Source organism: Phenylobacterium sp. VNQ135 (genome assembly GCF_049445735.1).
GTDB lineage: Bacteria > Pseudomonadota > Alphaproteobacteria > Caulobacterales > Caulobacteraceae > Phenylobacterium.
On record NZ_JBMSDS010000002.1, the window covers coordinates 824,005 to 839,263 of the forward strand.

At 70.5% G+C, this 15,259-nt stretch carries 15 protein-coding genes; 9 read left to right on the forward strand and 6 right to left on the reverse strand.

The window, feature by feature from the left end; translation table 11 throughout:
* Positions 1–4 precede the first annotated feature (4 nt).
* Positions 5–1,264: a nicotinate phosphoribosyltransferase gene (gene pncB / locus ACO2Q0_RS09875; protein ID WP_423351320.1), complete on the reverse strand. Its 1,260-nt coding sequence runs from the start codon at positions 1,262–1,264 to the stop codon at positions 5–7.
* A complete protein-coding gene (locus ACO2Q0_RS09880) occupies positions 1,261–1,830 on the reverse strand; it encodes an NUDIX domain-containing protein (RefSeq protein ID WP_423351321.1) in 570 nt (189 codons plus the stop codon). Before ACO2Q0_RS09880 ends, pncB begins: the two co-directional genes overlap by 4 nt.
* Positions 1,831–1,908: 78 nt before the next feature.
* On the opposite strand from ACO2Q0_RS09880, the gene ACO2Q0_RS09885 reads away from it, so the two are divergent.
* Positions 1,909–3,267, forward strand: a complete 1,359-nt coding sequence (locus tag ACO2Q0_RS09885) for an erythromycin esterase family protein (protein WP_423351322.1) — start codon at positions 1,909–1,911, stop codon at positions 3,265–3,267.
* Between the two features lie 2 nt (positions 3,268–3,269).
* On the opposite strand, the gene ACO2Q0_RS09890 is transcribed toward ACO2Q0_RS09885, so the two are convergent.
* Both ACO2Q0_RS09890 and ACO2Q0_RS09895 read right to left on the reverse strand, forming a co-directional pair.
* The gene (locus ACO2Q0_RS09890; protein WP_423351323.1) at positions 3,270–3,695 is read right to left on the reverse strand and encodes a Dps family protein; all 426 of its coding nucleotides are present in this window, start codon (positions 3,693–3,695) and stop codon (positions 3,270–3,272) included.
* Positions 3,696–3,723: 28 nt separating this feature from the next.
* The gene (locus ACO2Q0_RS09895) at positions 3,724–3,948 is read right to left on the reverse strand and encodes a DUF2061 domain-containing protein (RefSeq protein ID WP_423351324.1); all 225 of its coding nucleotides are present in this window, start codon (positions 3,946–3,948) and stop codon (positions 3,724–3,726) included.
* A 202-nt stretch (positions 3,949–4,150) separates the two neighbouring features.
* Between ACO2Q0_RS09895 and ACO2Q0_RS09900 the strand changes: the two genes are divergently transcribed.
* The 3 genes from ACO2Q0_RS09900 to ACO2Q0_RS09910 all read left to right on the forward strand — a co-directional run bounded on the left by ACO2Q0_RS09900 (position 4,151) and on the right by ACO2Q0_RS09910 (position 5,902).
* Positions 4,151–4,531 carry a hypothetical protein gene (locus ACO2Q0_RS09900; protein ID WP_423351325.1) on the forward strand — a complete coding sequence of 127 codons (381 nt, stop codon included), beginning with the start codon at positions 4,151–4,153 and terminating at the stop codon, positions 4,529–4,531.
* A gap of 69 nt (positions 4,532–4,600) precedes the next feature.
* Entirely contained in the window at positions 4,601–5,179 is a 579-nt protein-coding gene (locus ACO2Q0_RS09905) for an alpha-ketoglutarate-dependent dioxygenase AlkB (RefSeq protein WP_423351326.1), read from the forward strand.
* A 102-nt stretch (positions 5,180–5,281) separates the two neighbouring features.
* Entirely contained in the window at positions 5,282–5,902 is a 621-nt protein-coding gene (locus ACO2Q0_RS09910) for a YceI family protein (protein ID WP_423351327.1), read from the forward strand.
* 55 nt (positions 5,903–5,957) lie between these two features.
* Here the strand turns inward: ACO2Q0_RS09910 and ACO2Q0_RS09915 are convergent, their stop codons facing one another.
* Together ACO2Q0_RS09915 and ACO2Q0_RS09920 are read right to left on the reverse strand one after the other, a co-directional pair.
* Complete coding sequence (locus ACO2Q0_RS09915) at positions 5,958–7,163, reverse strand: acetyl-CoA C-acyltransferase (protein ID WP_423351328.1); 1,206 nt, start codon at positions 7,161–7,163, stop codon at positions 5,958–5,960.
* Positions 7,164–7,386: 223 nt separating this feature from the next.
* A complete protein-coding gene (locus ACO2Q0_RS09920; protein WP_423351329.1) occupies positions 7,387–9,462 on the reverse strand; it encodes a 3-hydroxyacyl-CoA dehydrogenase NAD-binding domain-containing protein in 2,076 nt (691 codons plus the stop codon).
* A gap of 132 nt (positions 9,463–9,594) precedes the next feature.
* On the opposite strand from ACO2Q0_RS09920, the gene ACO2Q0_RS09925 reads away from it, so the two are divergent.
* The 5 genes from ACO2Q0_RS09925 (at position 9,595) to ACO2Q0_RS09945 (ending at position 15,038) form a co-directional block, all read left to right on the forward strand.
* Positions 9,595–10,383 carry an SDR family oxidoreductase gene (locus ACO2Q0_RS09925; RefSeq protein WP_423351330.1) on the forward strand — a complete coding sequence of 263 codons (789 nt, stop codon included), beginning with the start codon at positions 9,595–9,597 and terminating at the stop codon, positions 10,381–10,383.
* A gap of 63 nt (positions 10,384–10,446) precedes the next feature.
* Positions 10,447–13,431, forward strand: coding sequence for an intermembrane phospholipid transport protein YdbH family protein (locus tag ACO2Q0_RS09930; protein ID WP_423351331.1), 2,985 nt, complete (start codon positions 10,447–10,449; stop codon positions 13,429–13,431).
* Between the two features lie 39 nt (positions 13,432–13,470).
* A complete protein-coding gene (locus ACO2Q0_RS09935) occupies positions 13,471–13,671 on the forward strand; it encodes a YnbE family lipoprotein (protein ID WP_423351332.1) in 201 nt (66 codons plus the stop codon).
* Between the two features lie 12 nt (positions 13,672–13,683).
* Positions 13,684–14,058 carry a YdbL family protein gene (locus tag ACO2Q0_RS09940; protein ID WP_423351333.1) on the forward strand — a complete coding sequence of 125 codons (375 nt, stop codon included), beginning with the start codon at positions 13,684–13,686 and terminating at the stop codon, positions 14,056–14,058.
* Between the two features lie 134 nt (positions 14,059–14,192).
* Complete coding sequence (locus tag ACO2Q0_RS09945) at positions 14,193–15,038, forward strand: DMT family transporter (RefSeq protein WP_423351334.1); 846 nt, start codon at positions 14,193–14,195, stop codon at positions 15,036–15,038.
* Positions 15,039–15,259 lie beyond the last annotated feature (221 nt).

Consider the following 15,259-nt stretch of genomic DNA (forward strand, 5'->3'; position numbering starts at 1 on the left):
GCGCTCAAACGCTCGGACGTCGCGCCAGGTGTCCTTCCGTGCCGAACACCCGCTGATAGCGCGCGACTTCGGCGGGATCGCCGGTCGCCTTCTCGGGGTTGTCCGACAGCTTCACCGCCGGCCGACCGGCCGCCTCGGTCACCTTGCAGACGAGGGAGATGGCCTTCAGACCCGGCGCCTCGGCGCAGCCTTCCAGGTCGTTGGTCAGCCGGGTGCCCCAGCCGAAGCTCACGCCCACCCGGCCGTGGAAGCGGTGGTGCAGGTCCTCGATGAGGTCGAGGTCGAGGGCGTCCGAGAAGACGAGCAGCTTCTCCCGGGGATCGCGGCCCGCGGCGCGCCACCAGTCGATCAGCGCCTCGCCGGCCTCGGCCGGCGGCGCCGAGTCCGGCCGCACCCCGCGCCAGTCGGCGACCCAGTCCGGCGCGTCGCGGAAGAAGGCCGCCGAGCCGAAGGTGTCGGGCAGCACGATGCGGAGCGGCTGGGGATAGAGCGCGGCCCATTCCTCCAGCACCCGATAGGGCGCCCGCTTCAGGGCCGCCTCGTCCTCGGCTAGGGCGGCCAGAACCATGGGCAGCTCATGGCCGTTGGTGCCCACCGCCGGCAGGTCCAGCGTCCGGGCCAGCAGCACGTTGCTGGTGCCCTGGAAGGCTCCGCCGAGCCGCTCGCGCATCACCTCCAGGCAGGTGCGCTGCCAGCCGAGGCTATGGCGGCGGCGGGTCCCGAAGTCCGTCAGCGCGAGGCCAGGCAGGGCCCGCAGCCGCTCGGCCTTGGCCTCAAGGCGGCCCAGGGCGCAGCGGTAGAGATGGTCGCGGTCGTCCGGCGACATCGCCCGCGTCACCCGCCGGGCCCGCAGACCGGTGACGATCGTCAGCGCCGGGATCTCCCACAGCGTCGTCTCCGCCCAGCCACCGCGGAAGGAAAGGTCGAGCTGGCCGTCGCGCTGCTCCACCTCGTACGCCGGCAGCCGCAGCGTCGGCAGCCAGGCCACGAAGTCGGCGGCGAACAGGTCGCGACGCCCGTAGAACGCCGTCTCCCCCAGCCACGCGATCTCGTCCGCCGTGAACCGCAGGCTGCGGACGTGGTCCAGCTCGGCCCGAAGCTCGGAAGGATCGACCTCGTCGGCGATGCGGACGCTGCGGGTGCGGTTGACGAGCGAGAACGTCACCGGCGTCGCCGCATGGCTGCGCCAGATGAGCTGGAGCATCAGCAGCTTGTAGAGGTCGGTGTCGAGCAGCGAGCCGACCAGCGGCCGATCCGGGGTCACGGGAGGAACAGCTCAGGTCGGCGGACCTTCAGCGCCAGGACCAGCGCCAGGGTCTTGAGGTCCTCGATCCGCCGCTGCTCGACCCAGGCCCACAGCTGCGCCAGCGGGATCTCTTCCACCGTGATGTGCTCGTTCTCGCCGTCGACGCCGCCGCCGGCGGCGACCCGGTCGGCGGCGCTGTATTCGGCCAGGAACAGGTCGATCTTCTCGGACGAAACCCCTGGGGAGGCGAAGGGCGAACCCAGCGGCTCCAGCCGCGACAGCCTCACACCCGCCTCTTCCAGCGCCTCGCGGATCGCGGTGTCCTCCGGATCCTCGTTGTCGACCATGCCGGCGGGCGCCTCCAGCAGCTCCGGAGGCCCGCCGGCCCAGATCACCGGCGCCCGGGGCAGGTTCACCATCAGGACGCAGCGTCGGCCGGCGTCGTAGGGCAGGACCGCCGCGGCCCGGCCATGGTGCTCGATCTCGCGCCGGAACGTCCCGCCGTCCGCGGTGGAGAGCGTCGCCACCATCAGCGTCGAATAGCCCTGATAGACCGTCTCCAACTTGCGCAATTCGACCGGCATCTCAGCTCCCAGGGGCTCTCAGGTGCGGAACCGCGGGCGCCGCCTGCGGTTGCCTCCTGAACGGAAGGAGACGCCGCCATGCCGGATATCCAGCGCAACGTCGAGGAGCGCCGCGCCGTCCGGGGCGGCGTGGCGGCCCTGGTGGCCGCGCGCGCCGAGCCGCTGCCCGAGATCGATGACCCCGCCTTCGGACGCCTCTTCGATCGCTTCGCGGACGCCCGCGTCGTTCTTCTTGGCGAGGCCAGCCACGGGACGTCCGAATTCTACCGCGCGCGCGCCGCCATCACCCGGCGCCTGATCGAACATCACGGCTTCAATGTCCTGGCGCTGGAGGCGGATTGGCCGGACGCGCGGGTGCTGGACGCCCGCGTCCGCCATCGGCCGCGGCCCCCGGCCGCGGGCGGGGCGTTTACGCGCTTCCCGACCTGGATGTGGCGCAATCGGGAGTTCGACCAGTTCCTCCAGTGGCTCTCGGACCACAACCGGTTCCGGGCGCCTCACCGGCAGGCGGGCCTCTATGGGCTCGATCTCTATAATCTCGCGGGGTCCATGCGGGCCGTCATCGAATACCTGGACCGCGAGGATCCGGATGCGGCCCGGGTGGCGCGCGAGCGCTACGGCTGCCTCACGCCGTGGGCCGAGGAGCCGGCGGCCTACGGCCGCATGACGCTGTCGGGCCGCTACGCGGGCTGCGAAGGCGCGGTGACCGCGATGCTGGGCGAGATGCTGCAGCGGTCGCTGGCCGATGGCCGCGGCGACCCGGAAGAGGCGCTGCTCGACGCCACACAGAGCGCCCGCCTCGTGGCCGACGCCGAGGCCTACTATCGCGCCATGTACTACGGCGGCGCCGAAAGCTGGAATCTGCGCGACAGCCACATGTTCGAGACGCTGCAGGCGATCCTCGAGGCGAAGGGTCCGGAGTCCCGCGCCGTCGTCTGGGCCCACAACTCCCACATCGGCGACGCCCGGGCGACCGAGATGGGCCAGGTCCGCGAGGAGCTGAACATCGGCCAGCTCTGCCGCGAGCGGTGGGGCGAACAGGCCCGCCTGATCGGGTTCGGCACGCACGCCGGGACCGTGGCCTGCGCTTCGGACTGGGACGAGCCGATGGAGGTCAAGGCGGTCCGCCCCTCGCTGCCCGACAGCGCCGAGCGTCTCTCGCACGAGGCGGGCTTGAAGCGGTTCCTGCTCGACCTGCGGGCGGGCGTCCATGACGACGTCCGCGCCGCCCTGGCCGATCCCCGCCTGGAGCGGTTCATCGGAGTGATCTACCGCCCTGAGACCGAGCGGTGGAGCCACTACGCCGAAGCCCGTCTCGCCGAGCAGTTCGACGCCTGGGTCTGGTTCGACGAAACCGCCGCCGTCACCCCGCTGCCGAGCCCGCCCGCGGCGCCCCACGACGCCGCCGCGGACGACACCTGGCCGTTCGGCCTGTAGCGTTAGCCCAGCGAGGCGCGCAGCATCCAGGCGTGCTTCTCGTGCGCCTCGATGCGGGCGTCGATGATCGAGGCGGTGACGTCGTCGGCACCCTCGCGGGCGGCGCGCGCGGTGGCGATCAGCGTCTCATGGTCGGCGACCAGGTCCCGCAGCATGCCGTCGGCGTCCCGTTGGGGGTCGCCGTCCTGGATGCCCGACAGGTTGCCGAAGCTCCGGTAGCCCTGGGGCGCCAGTTCGCCGAGGGCGCGGATGCGCTCGGCGATCGCGTCGATGGCGGTCCACATCTCCGTGTACTGCTCCATGAACATGGCGTGCAGCGCGTGGAAGTTCGGCCCGCGGACGTTCCAGTGGTAGCCGTGGGTCTTCAGATAGACGGCGTAGGTGTCGGCAAGCAGCTTCGACAGCCCGTCGGCGACAGTATCGGCCATGGTGGTCACTCTCCCTCGTTTTTCCAATTCAGGCGCCGGCCGGCGAGGTCATGCGCGGACGGGCGACGGCGCGGGCGGGCGCGAGGCGCATCCAGGCCCGCTCGTGCACTGCAAAGGCGATCGTCTGGAAGATGGGCTCGATGAGGCCCACGGCCAGGGCGGCGCGCCAATTTTGCGTCAGCGCATAGGCCACCGCGATGGCGACCAGCATGTGGACCACGGACCAGCTTGCGGTTTTGACGGCGAGGCGCATCTCGAGAGTTCCTTCCTGAGAACAATTCGCAATATAGACAATGCCAATGGAAGCGCAACAATCGAGAGAAGAAATTGTTTCTTCGCGTGATGGCCTTAAGAGGCCGGCGGGCGACGATCACGGGTTCGTGATCGTCGCTGAACCAAATGCGCATTTGGTGGTTTTGACGGCCAGCCGAGGGATAGACCTGAGGAGAAACCTGATGAAACCGCTTGCTATCGCGCTTGCCGCCGCCACCGCCCTTGCCGCTACCGCGGGCGCCGGCGCCGCATCGGCGCAGGGCTGGTACGGGGGATCCGGCTGGCGCGACGACCGCGGCGAATGGGTCCACATCGAGCGCCGCAAGATGCAGCTCGACCGCCGCATCGACCAGGGCCTGCGCTCGGGCCAGCTGACGAACCGCGAGGCGATGCGCCTGCGGGCCCAGTTCAACGACATCGCGCGGATGGAATACCGCTACGGCCGCAACGGCCTTTCGCCGCGTGAGATGGCTGAGCTCGACCGCCGCTTCGACCGGCTGGCCGCCCAGATCCGCTGGGAACGCCGCGACGACGATCGCCGCTACGGCTACAACCGCTACTAGCGGGCTTCGGACCTGACAGGGCGGCGGCGCTCTTCCGTCGCCGCCCGCAGGTCCCATCTGAAGGGCCGAATGGCCAACCCCGCCCAGCAGAGCCTGTTCGAGCCCGCCGCGCCCCCCGCGCCGGCGGGCTTCGCCTATCGCGCCGACTTCGTGTCGGAGGCCGAGGAGCGGGAGCTGCTCGGGCGTCTGGCCGAGCTGCCGTTCGAGCCCTTTCAGTTCCGCGGCTATGAGGGCCGCCGCCGCGTCCAGTCCTTCGGCTGGAAATACGACTTCACGGGACCTGGCCTGGTGCAGGCCGCGCCGCTTCCCGACTGGCTGCTCGCCGTCCGCGACCGTGCGGCCGCCTTCGCGGGCCTGCCGGCTGAGGCGTTCCAGCACCTGCTGATCAACGAGTACCGCGAAGGCGCCCCCATCGGCTGGCACAAGGACCGGCCGGTCTTCGAGAAGGTGGTGGGGATATCGCTCGGCGCGGAGACCGTCATGCGCTTCCGCCGCCGTCGGGGCGAACGGTTCGAACGCCTGAACGTGCCCCTCGCGCCGCGCTCGGCCTACCTCCTGGACGGCCCGGCCCGCAGCGAGTGGGAACACAGCCTGCCGGAGGCCAAGGCCCTCCGCTATTCGCTCACCTTCCGCAATCTCCGGCCCTGATCATTTCCGATCCGGAAGCAGTCCTTCGCTCCGGCTCCGGTTTATCCGCAAGCCGCCAAGCCCGATCTGTGGGCCCTTGAGTTCGTCAGAGGAAAATCCCCAGTGCAGTTCCAGAAGTTCGCCGCCGGCTTCGCCGTGGCCGCCATCGTCGTGTCCGCCGGCGTGGTCCAGGCGCAGGACGCCTTCACCAAGAAGCCGGCCGAGGTCCGCGCCGGGACCTACACCCTCGACCCCGAGCATTCGAAGATCACCTGGTTCGTGAACCACCTGGGCTTCTCGACCTACGCCGGGCAGTTCGCCGGCGCGACCGGGACGCTGACCCTCGACCCGAAGGCGCCGGCCGCGTCCAAGCTGGACGTGACGGTCAAGGCCGACGACGTCGGCACGCTGAACGCCGCCCTCGACAAGCACCTGAAGTCGCCAGACTTCCTCGACACCGCCAAGTTCCCGACGGCGACCTTCAAGGCCACCCGCATCGTGGTGAAGGACGGCAACGAAGCCGACATCCACGGCGACCTGACCCTGCGCGGCGTGACCAAGCCGATCGTCATCGAGGCCGAGTTCAACCAGGCCGGCGTCAACCCGCTCGACAAGAAATACTCGGTGGGCTTCGACGGCGAGGCCAAGATCCGCCGCTCGGACTTCGGCATCGCCTACGCCCTGCCGGCGGTGGGGGACGAGGTCACCCTGAAGATCGAGGCCGAGTTCAAGGCGGCCTCCTGAAGCAAAAAGGGCCGCCCTCGCGGGCGGCCCTTCCGTTTCCGGCGATGAGCGTCGCTTAGAAGATCTCGAAGAGGCCGGCCGCGCCCATCCCGCCGCCGACGCACATGGTGACGACGCCGTACTTCGCCCCGCGCCGCTTGCCCTCGTAGAGCAGGTGGGCGGTGCAGCGGGCCCCGGTCATGCCGTAGGGGTGGCCGATCGAGATCGAGCCGCCCGAGACGTTCAGCCGCTCGTTCGGGATGCCCAGCTTGTCGCGGCAGTACAGCACCTGCGAGGCGAAGGCCTCGTTCAGCTCCCAGATGCCGATGTCGTCGATCGTCAGGCCGTTGCGCTCCAGCAGCTTCGGGATCGCGAAGACCGGGCCGATGCCCATCTCCTCGGGACCGCAGCCCGCCACCGCCATGCCGCGGTAGGCGCCCAGCGCTTCCAGGCCGCGCTTCTCGGCTTCCTTGCGTTCCATCAGCAGGACGGCGGCCGAGCCGTCGGACAGCTGGCTGGCGTTGCCGGCGGTGACGAACTTGCCCTGCGGCACATAGCGGCCGCCCTTGAACACGGGCTGGAGCTTCTGGAGGTCTTCCAGCGTCGTCTGCGGGCGGTTGCCCTCATCGCGGTCGACGGTGATCTCCTTGTCCGCCGTCTCGCCGGTCTCCTTGTTGACCAGCACCTTCATCGTCGTGGTGACCGGCACGATCTCGTCGGCGAAGCGGCCCTCGGCCTGCGCCTGGGCGGTGCGCTGCTGCGATTGCAGGGCATACTCGTCCTGGGCCTCGCGGCTGACGCCGTAGCGGTCGGCGACGATCTCGGCCGTCTCGATCATCGAGGTCCACAGCTCGGGCACGTTCTGGCTGAGCCACGGATCCAGCGCCATGAAGCGGTTCGACTTGTCGTTCTGCACCAGGCTGATCGACTCGACGCCGCCGCCGATGGCCACCGGCGCGCCGTCGTTGACGATGTACTTGGCGGCGGTCGCCACGCCCATCAGGCCCGACGAACACTGGCGGTCGATGGTCATGCCCGAGACGGTGTTCGGCAGGCCGGCGCGCAGGGCGGCCTGGCGGGCGATGTTGTTGCCGGTCGTGCCCTGCTGCATGGCCGCGCCGAAGGCCACGTCGTCCACTTCGCCCGGGTCGATCCCCGCCTGGGCGACGACGGCGCGGATCGATTCGGCGGCGAGCGTCGCGCCGTAGGTGTTGTTGAACGCGCCGCGGTAGGCCTTGCCGATGGGGGTCCGCTTGGCGGCGACGATGACGGCTTCGCGCATGGGGGAGGTTCCTTCGTTTGGATCTACCGCCCCCGCGGAGCGGGGGAGGGGGACCGTCCGCCGAGCGCAGCGCAGAGCGGATGGTGGAGGGGGCGAGCGGCCGGCAGCGCCGAACGACCAGGCTGTATTCGATGCGGTGCGAGGGGCTTGCCCCCTCCACCGCCCGCTCTTCGGCGGGCAGTCCCCCTCCCCCGTTCGCTGCCGCTCACGGGGGAGGTCAGGATTAAGCCTTCAGGTCCGAGAACTTCTTGCCCTCGGCGACCAGCTTCTCCAGCAGGGCCGACGGCTTGAAATCGTCGCCCATGGAGCCCTGGAACTCCTTCATCTTGGCCAGCACCTTGTCGGGGCCGACCTGGTCTCCGTAGTACATCGGGCCGCCCCGATAGACCGGCCAGCCGTAGCCGTTGACCCACACGACGTCGATGTCCGACGGGCGGATGGCTTTGCCCTCTTCAAGGATCTTCGCGCCCTCGTTGATCATCGGATAGACGCAGCGCTCCAGGATCTCCTCGTCCGAGATCGTGCGGGCGTTGATGCCCTTCTTGGACCGGAAGTCCTGGATGATCTTCTCGGTGACGGGGCTCGGCTTCGCCGTGCGGTTCTCGTCATAGTCGTAGAAGCCCGCGCCCGTCTTCTGGCCTCGACGGTCCATCTCGCAGAGCACGTCGCGCAGGGTCTCGCCCTTCGAGTTCTCCTTCACCCAGCCGATGTCCAGGCCGGCGAGGTCGCTCATGGCGAACGGACCCATGGGGAAGCCGAAGTCGTACAGCACCCGGTCGATGTCCCACGGCATGGCGCCTTCCAGCACCAGCTTGTTGGCCTCGCGCTGGCGCTGGCTCAGGATGCGGTTGCCGATGAAGCCCGGGCAGACGCCGGCCAGGACGGCCACCTTGCCGATCTTCTTGGCCAGCTTCATCGAGGTGGCGATCACGTCCTTGGCCGTGTGGTCGGCGCGGATGATCTCCAGCAGCTTCATGACGTTGGCCGGGGAGAAGAAGTGCAGGCCGATCACGTCCTGCGGCCGCTTCGTGGCCGAGGCGATCTCGTCGATGTTCAGGTAGCTGGTGTTGGTGGCGAGGATCGCGCCCGGCTTGGCGATCTGGTCCAGCTCGGCGAAGACGTCCTTCTTGATGTCCATGCGCTCGAACACGGCCTCGATGATGAGGTCGCAGTCGGCCAGTTCCTTCTTGTCGAGGACGCCGGTCAGCAGGCTCATCCGCTTCTCGGTCTCTTCGGGCTTCGCGCCGCGCGAGCGTTCGTAGTTCTTGCGGATCGTGGCGATGCCGCGGTCCAGCGCTTCCTGCTTCACTTCCACGATGGTCACCGGGATGCCGGCGTTCAGGAAGTTCATGGCGATGCCGCCGCCCATGGTGCCGGCGCCCAGGACGCCGACCTTCTTGATCTCGCGCACGGGGGTGTCGTCCGGCACGTCGGGGATCTTGTTCGCCTGACGCTCGGCGAAGAAGTAGTAGCGCTGGGCGGCCGACTGCGGGCCGGTCATCAGCTCCATGAACAGCTTGCGCTCGACGGCCAGGCCCTCGTCGAACGAGTTCGAGTTCACCGCCGCCTCGATGCAGCGGATGTTGTACTCGGGCGCCAGGAAGCCGCGGAACTTCCGCGCATTGGCCTTGCGGAAGTCGGCGAAGATCTCGGGCTTGCCCTTCGCGGCCTCCAGCTTGGCGTTGTTGTCGCGCACCTTCACCAGCGGCTTGTTCTCGGCCACGACCTTGCGGGCGAAGGCGATGGCGCCGTCCTTCAGCTTGCCTTCCTCGACCAGCTCGTCGACCAGGCCCATCTCGAGGGCTTCCTTGGCCGGGGCGTGCCGGCCCGAGGTGACCATCTCCAGCGCCTTCTCGACGCCGGCGATCCGGGGCAGCCGCTGGGTGCCGCCGGCGCCCGGCAGCAGGCCCAGCGCCACTTCCGGCAGGCCGAGCTTCGCCGACGGGACCGCCACGCGGTAGTGCGCGCACAGCGCCACTTCCAGGCCGCCGCCCAGGGCCGTGCCGTGGATGGCGGCGATCACCGGCTTGGGCGAATTCTCCATGATGCCCTGCACCTCCGGCAGGCTCGCGCCCTTCGGCGCGCCGCCGAACTCGGTGATGTCGGCGCCGGCGATGAAGGTGCGGCCGTCGCAGATCAGCACGATGGCCTTGGCGTCGCTCTCGATCGCCTGCTTGAAGCCCTGGTAGAGCCCGTCCCGCACATTGGCGGACAGCGCGTTCACCGGCGGCGAGTTCAAGGTCACGACCGCCACGTCGCCTTCGTGCGTCAGCGTGGTCACCGAATTGATCTCGGTCATCGAAGAGCGTCCCTCAAAATGGCTGGCGGACCGCCTGTTCAAAGATGCCGCGGCCCGAAATTCAAACGCGTGTTATAGGCCTCGGCGGACACGGCCAAGTCAATCGCGCCGCATAGGAAAAGGGAGGTCGGAATGGCATCGAACCTGTTCTCGCTGGAGGGGCGCACGGCGCTGGTGACCGGCGGCTCGCGCGGCATCGGCAAGATGATCGCCCGCGGCTTCGTCGAGCAGGGGGCGAAGGTCTACATCTCGTCGCGCAAGCCCGACGCCTGCGACGCCACCGCCGAGGAGCTCGGCCCGAACTGCATCTCCCTGCCGCAGGACATCTCGACGATGGAGGGCGTCCAGCGCCTGGCCGGCCTGATTGCAGAGCGGGAGCCCAAGCTCGACATCCTGGTGAACAACGCCGGCGCCGCCTGGGCCGCCGACTTCGACGAATTCCCCGAGAGCGGCTGGGACAAGGTGATGAACCTGAACCTTAAGTCGCCCTTCTTCCTCACCCAGGCCCTGCACGGCGCGCTGAAAGCCGCCGCCAGCGACGAGCAGCCGGCCAAGGTGATCAACATCGCCTCCATCGACGGCATCGCGCTCAACCCGCTGGAGACCTATTCGTACCACGCGTCCAAGTCGGCGCTGATCTACCTGACCCGCCGGATGGCCGCGAAGCTCATCAAGGACCGCATCGTCGTCACCGCCATCGCGCCCGGACCGTTCGCGTCCGAGATGAACCGCGCCGCCAGGGACCACAGCGACGAGGTCGCCCGCCGCGTGCCGCTCGGCCGCATCGGCCGCGACGACGACATGGCAGCCACCGCCATCTTCCTGGCCTCGCGCGCCGGCGATTACGTGGTGGGCGCGACGATCCCGGTCGACGGCGGCGTGGCCCTCGCCACCCTGCCGCGCGAGGCGATCGCGGGCTGATAAGGCACAGTTTGGCCCGGTTGTGCGCTATGTGAGTATCCCGACGCACAGCCGAGCCTGGATTTGACCGAACCTGCCGCCAAGACGACCCGCCCCTTGCGCCTCATCCTGGCGCTCGTGGGCGTGGCGCTGGTCGTCCTGGCGGCGCTCACCTGGCTGAACCGGCGGACGCTGGCGCGCGAGGCGTTGACCGGCTGGCTGCGCTCCAAGGGGATCGCCTCCGAGGCCGAGGTCTATGCCGTCGGCCCCTCCAACTTCTCGGCGCGTCTGCGCATCGGCGACCCCGCGCGGCCCGACTTCCAGGCGGCCCGCGCCGACGTCCGCTACCGCTTCAAGGGCCTGGGCGTCGAGGTGCTGGCCGTCACCTTGCGCCAGCCGGTGCTGCGCGCCTCGCTGCACGACGGCCGTTTCAGCGTCGGCAGCCTGGACCCCCTGATCGAGGCGTTCAGCCGCCGCCCGCCGCGGCCCGACGCGGCCAAGCCGGCGATCGCCATCGACGATGGCGTGCTCTGGCTGGCCACCGACTACGGCCCCGTGAAGCTCACCGCCGACGCCCGCGTCGAGGACAACAGGCTGATGTCCCTGGCCGCCGTCGCCGACCCGGCGCGGCTGCGCGGCAAGGGCCTGTCGGCCGAGACCGGCCGCGCCACCCTCGCCGTGACCACGCGCGGACCGCGCGTGTCGGCGCGGCTGGAGGCGCCGCTGACCGCCGCGCGTTCGGGCGACCTCGCACTGCGCGGCGGCCGCCTCGTGCTCACCGCCGACGCGCCCTATCCCGACATGGTCAGGCGCCGCAGCGACGGCGGTCTGACCCTGAACGCTCGCCTGGTGGCCGACCGCCTCTCGCAAGGCGCTCAAGGCTTCGACGGCGTGGAGGGCGAGGCCGGATTCGTCGGCCAGTCGCGCGGCTGGATCCCGGACCTGTGGGTCGCCGGCCAGGCGACCGCCAGCCTGCGGGCCGGCTCCGGCGCGGTGGGCCCGGCGAAAAGCGGCGGCCTGCGGCTCGCGCTGGCCAGCGACGATGTCCGCTGGACCCGCGCCGGCGGCGACCGTGTGACCGCCACACTCCGCGCCACCGCTGTCCTGGACCGCGGCGAAGCGGCCGACCTCACCCTCACGCGCACCACGCTCACCGCCGCCGGTCCCGTCGCCGCCGCCAAGGACGGCGTCCACGCGGCGCTCTCGGGCAGTCTGGTCGGTCACGGCGCCTATGCGGGGCTGGGGCCCGTGACCGCTGAGGATGTGGGCGACATGGTCGCCATCAAGCGGGCCGCCCGAGGCTTCGGCGTCGCCGCGCCCCGCCTTCGCCTCACCCTTGCGCCGGGCCGGGCGCCGGCCCTGGCCCTGCCGCAGCCGGTGACGCTCAGGCCCGACGCCGGCGGCGCCGTGACCCTGGCCAGCGTCGGCCCGGACGACTGGCGTCTCACGGCGAAGGGGGGCGGCCTGCCCGACGTCGATGCGCTCGCCCAGGACCTGCGCCTTGCGGACGGCGGTGCGACCGCGGGGCTGAACCTGAAGGCCACGCTCTCGCTGGGTCCGTTGCAGCGCGCGCGCATCGACGCCGCGGGGCGGCTGCGCGTCGCGGGCGGCGCCGTGACGGTGCTGGCCAGCCGCTGCGCCAAGCTCGCGGCCGACAGGCTGGAGTTCGGCGAGAACGACGTGGAGACGGTCTCCGGCCGCCTCTGTCCCGGCTCGGAGCCGCTGTTTCGCATGGCCGGCGGCGACTGGCGGATCGCCGGCCGCGCCGAGGCCGTCTCCGCCGACGCGCCCTTCCTCCAGGCGGGCGTGCGCGAGGCCTTCGGTCCCGTGGCGCTCGGCCCGAAGGGTGGCCGCCTCGACGCCGACGCCCGCATCGACCGCGCCCGGCTCGTCGACCGCGCGCCGGAGGCCCGCTTCCACCCCCTGGCGCTCACCGGCACGGCGCGGGCGCGGCGCGACGCCTGGACCGCGGACCTCGACCTTGCCGCCGGCCCGCACCGGGTCGCGCATGCGCGCCTCGTGCATGATGGTCCGAGCGGGCAGGGGAAGGTCGACATCGACACCGGCCTGCTCACCTTCGCCGAGGGCGGGTTGCAGCCGGCGCAGCTCTCGCCGCTGGCCGAAGCCCTGGGCTCCCCGGCCGTCGGCCAGGCCAGCTTCAGCGGCGGCTTCGCCTGGAACCCCGTGGCCGGGATCAGCGCCGGCACGCTGACCGTCCCGCGCCTCGACTTCACCAGCCCCGCCGGTCGCGTCACCGGCCTGTCCGGCACGCTCGTCTTCACCAGCCTGGCGCCGCTGGTCGCCGCCGAGGGCCAGACGGTCAGCGTCGAACGCCTCGAGGCGATCGTCCCCATCACGGGCATGAAGGCGCAGGTGGGCCTGCGCGACGAGGTGCTTCTGATCACCGGCGGCGAGGCGGCGGTGGGCGGGGGCCGCGTGACCATCGAGCGGCTGGAACTGCCCCTCGATCCGGCCGCGACCCGCAAGGGCCTGCTGGCCTTCGAAGGCGTGCAGCTCCACGACCTCGTCGAGGCCTCGCCGTTCGGAGACAAGGTCGAGCTCGACGCCCGTGTTTCCGGCCGGATCCCGTTCGAGGCGACGGGCCAGAGGGTGCGCATCACCGGCGGGGAGCTTAAGGCCATCCAGCCGGGCCGGCTCTCGATCCAGCGCGAGGCGCTGACGGGCGTGCAGGGCGAGCCCCAGCAGGTGATCGCCGGCGGGGAGCCGGTGGCGAACCAGGCCCAGGCCAACGCGGTGGTCACCGACTTCGCCTACCAGGCCATGGAAAACCTGGCCTTCGACGAGCTGGACCTCAGCCTCAACAGTCGCGAGGACGGCCGCATGAACGCGCTGTTCCACATCGTCGGCCGTCACGATCCGCCGAAGAAGCAGGAGATCCGGCTGGGGTTGATGGAGCTGATCAAGCGCCGGTTCCTGGACAAGCCGCTGCCGCTGCCGTCGGGCACAAAGGTGAACCTGACCCTCGACACGACGCTCAACCTCGACGATCTCTTGGCCGACTACGCCGAGTACCAGCGGCTTCGCAGTTCAGGCCCGGTTCAGCCCTGACCCTGCAAGACCAGACGTGATGAAAGGGAGACCGCCGCGATGATCCTTCGCCGACAGGCCTTCGCCCCGGGGGCGATCTGCGCCGGAGCGCTCGCGCTCCTGACGCTGGGCGCCTGCACGCCGACCGTCCGCGTGGAGGTCGCGCCGATCAACATCTACGCCAAGCTGGACGCCGACGTCCGCTTGCGCCTGGACGAGGACGTCAAGAACCTCATCCAGAAGAACCCCGAGCTGTTCTAGGAGGACATGGCTATGAACGGACGTGACCTCATGGGCCTTTCCGCCCCTATCGGCGCCGCGGTGCTGGCCGCCCTCGTCGCCGCGACCCCCGTCGCCGCCCAGGCGATGAACGCCAAGGCCGCCGTCGACGCGGCCAAGGCGCAGGGCGTAGTCGGTGAACAGGCCGACGGCTTCCTGGGCTTCGTGAAGCCCTCGTCGGACCCCGCGCTGAAGGCGGCCGTCGACGAGATCAACGCCGGCCGCGCCCAGCTCTACCGCGAGGCGGCCGCCAAGAACGGCGTCAGCGTCGAGGCGGCGGGCGCCTCGGCCTTCACCACCGTCGTCCAGACGCGGCTGAAGCCCGGCGAATACTACAAGCCGGCGGGCGGCGGCTGGGTCCGCAAGTGAGCGCGCGAAGCGCGACTCATCCCGGTTTCGGCGCAGCCGAAAACCGGGATCCAGCCTAGCTGCCGACGTCTGAGGCACGGGCGTTGGCGGGGGGCTTCCACGGACTGGCCGGCAGGACGCAGGGCGTCCTGCTGATGTCCCTCGCCATGCTGGTGATCCCCGGCGTGGACGGGCTGGCGAAGGCGCTTTCGGCCCACTACTCGCCGCTGATGATCGGCTGGTGCAGCTTCTTCTTCGCCTCGATCCTGGTGACGCCGATCGCGGCGCGGCTGCATGGCCGCAAGCTGTTCCCGCAAGGCCAGCGTGGCCTGCACCTGCTGCGGGTGGCCTTCCTGCTGCTCTCCGCGACGCTCTACTACCTGGCCGTGGCGCGCATCCCGCTGGCCGACGCCGTCAGCGCCTACTTCATCGGCCCGATCGTGGCCTCGGTGCTGGCGGTGGCTGTCCTGGGCGAGCGGTTCACGGCGGCGAAGCTGGTCAGCCTGGCCCTGGGCGTCGCCGGCGCCCTGGTGATCCTGCAGCCCGGCGGCGCGCCGCCCGATCCCGGCCTGCTGCTGGCCTTCGCGTCCGGCGTGGGCTTCGCCTGTTTCCAGGTGACGACGCGAAAGATCGCCGGCGGCGCGGCGCCGTTCCAGACGCTCGCCTTCCAGTACCTGATGGGCGTCGTGCTGCTCGCGCCGCAGGCGGCGCTCAACTGGACCACGCCCGGGCTCGAACACCTGCCGCTGTTCGCCGCCATGGCCGCGATCGGCGTGACCACCCACGTGCTCGCGGTCCTCGCCTACAGGCGCACGGAGGCCTCGACCCTGGCGCCGCTCAGCTATCTGGAGCTGCTCGGCTCGACCCTGATCGGCTGGATTTTCTTCCACGACCTGCCGGGAGGACCCGTGGTCGTGGGCGCCGCGCTCATCGTCGCCGCCGGCCTGATCCTGCTCCGCCGCGCGGCCCCGTCGCCTGAGGCCGTTCCCGCCCGGGACTAGCTCGACACCACAGGTGTCATCCCGGTTTCGGCGCAGCCGAAGACCGGGACCCATAAGCTCCGCGTTGTCGAAGATCGCGCGCAGCCGAGCCGCCGCGCCGTCCGTTCAGCACACGGCGCCGATGGGTCCCGGACAAGCCGCTTCGCGCCTTTCCGGGATGACAGCTGCGTGTGACGGACGAGGGGCTCAGACGGACCTCGGCGAGTTGTCCCTTGCTCGCC

Excerpts from the sequence above, each read along its gene's own strand:
- ACO2Q0_RS09945 (WP_423351334.1), top strand. The coding sequence starts at position 14,193 with ATGTCCCTCGCCATGCTGGTGATCCCCGGCGTGGACGGGCTGGCGAAG.
- ACO2Q0_RS09905 (WP_423351326.1), top strand. The coding sequence starts at position 4,601 with ATGGCCAACCCCGCCCAGCAGAGCCTGTTCGAGCCCGCCGCGCCCCCC.
- ACO2Q0_RS09900 (WP_423351325.1), top strand. The coding sequence starts at position 4,151 with ATGAAACCGCTTGCTATCGCGCTTGCCGCCGCCACCGCCCTTGCCGCT.
- ACO2Q0_RS09895 (WP_423351324.1), bottom strand. The coding sequence starts at position 3,948 with ATGCGCCTCGCCGTCAAAACCGCAAGCTGGTCCGTGGTCCACATGCTG.
- ACO2Q0_RS09885 (WP_423351322.1), top strand. The coding sequence starts at position 1,909 with ATGCCGGATATCCAGCGCAACGTCGAGGAGCGCCGCGCCGTCCGGGGC.
- ACO2Q0_RS09880 (WP_423351321.1), bottom strand. The coding sequence starts at position 1,830 with ATGCCGGTCGAATTGCGCAAGTTGGAGACGGTCTATCAGGGCTATTCG.
- ACO2Q0_RS09940 (WP_423351333.1), top strand. The coding sequence starts at position 13,684 with ATGAACGGACGTGACCTCATGGGCCTTTCCGCCCCTATCGGCGCCGCG.
- ACO2Q0_RS09915 (WP_423351328.1), bottom strand. The coding sequence starts at position 7,163 with ATGCGCGAAGCCGTCATCGTCGCCGCCAAGCGGACCCCCATCGGCAAG.
- ACO2Q0_RS09925 (WP_423351330.1), top strand. The coding sequence starts at position 9,595 with ATGGCATCGAACCTGTTCTCGCTGGAGGGGCGCACGGCGCTGGTGACC.
- ACO2Q0_RS09935 (WP_423351332.1), top strand. The coding sequence starts at position 13,471 with ATGATCCTTCGCCGACAGGCCTTCGCCCCGGGGGCGATCTGCGCCGGA.
- ACO2Q0_RS09890 (WP_423351323.1), bottom strand. The coding sequence starts at position 3,695 with ATGGCCGATACTGTCGCCGACGGGCTGTCGAAGCTGCTTGCCGACACC.
- ACO2Q0_RS09920 (WP_423351329.1), bottom strand. The coding sequence starts at position 9,462 with ATGACCGAGATCAATTCGGTGACCACGCTGACGCACGAAGGCGACGTG.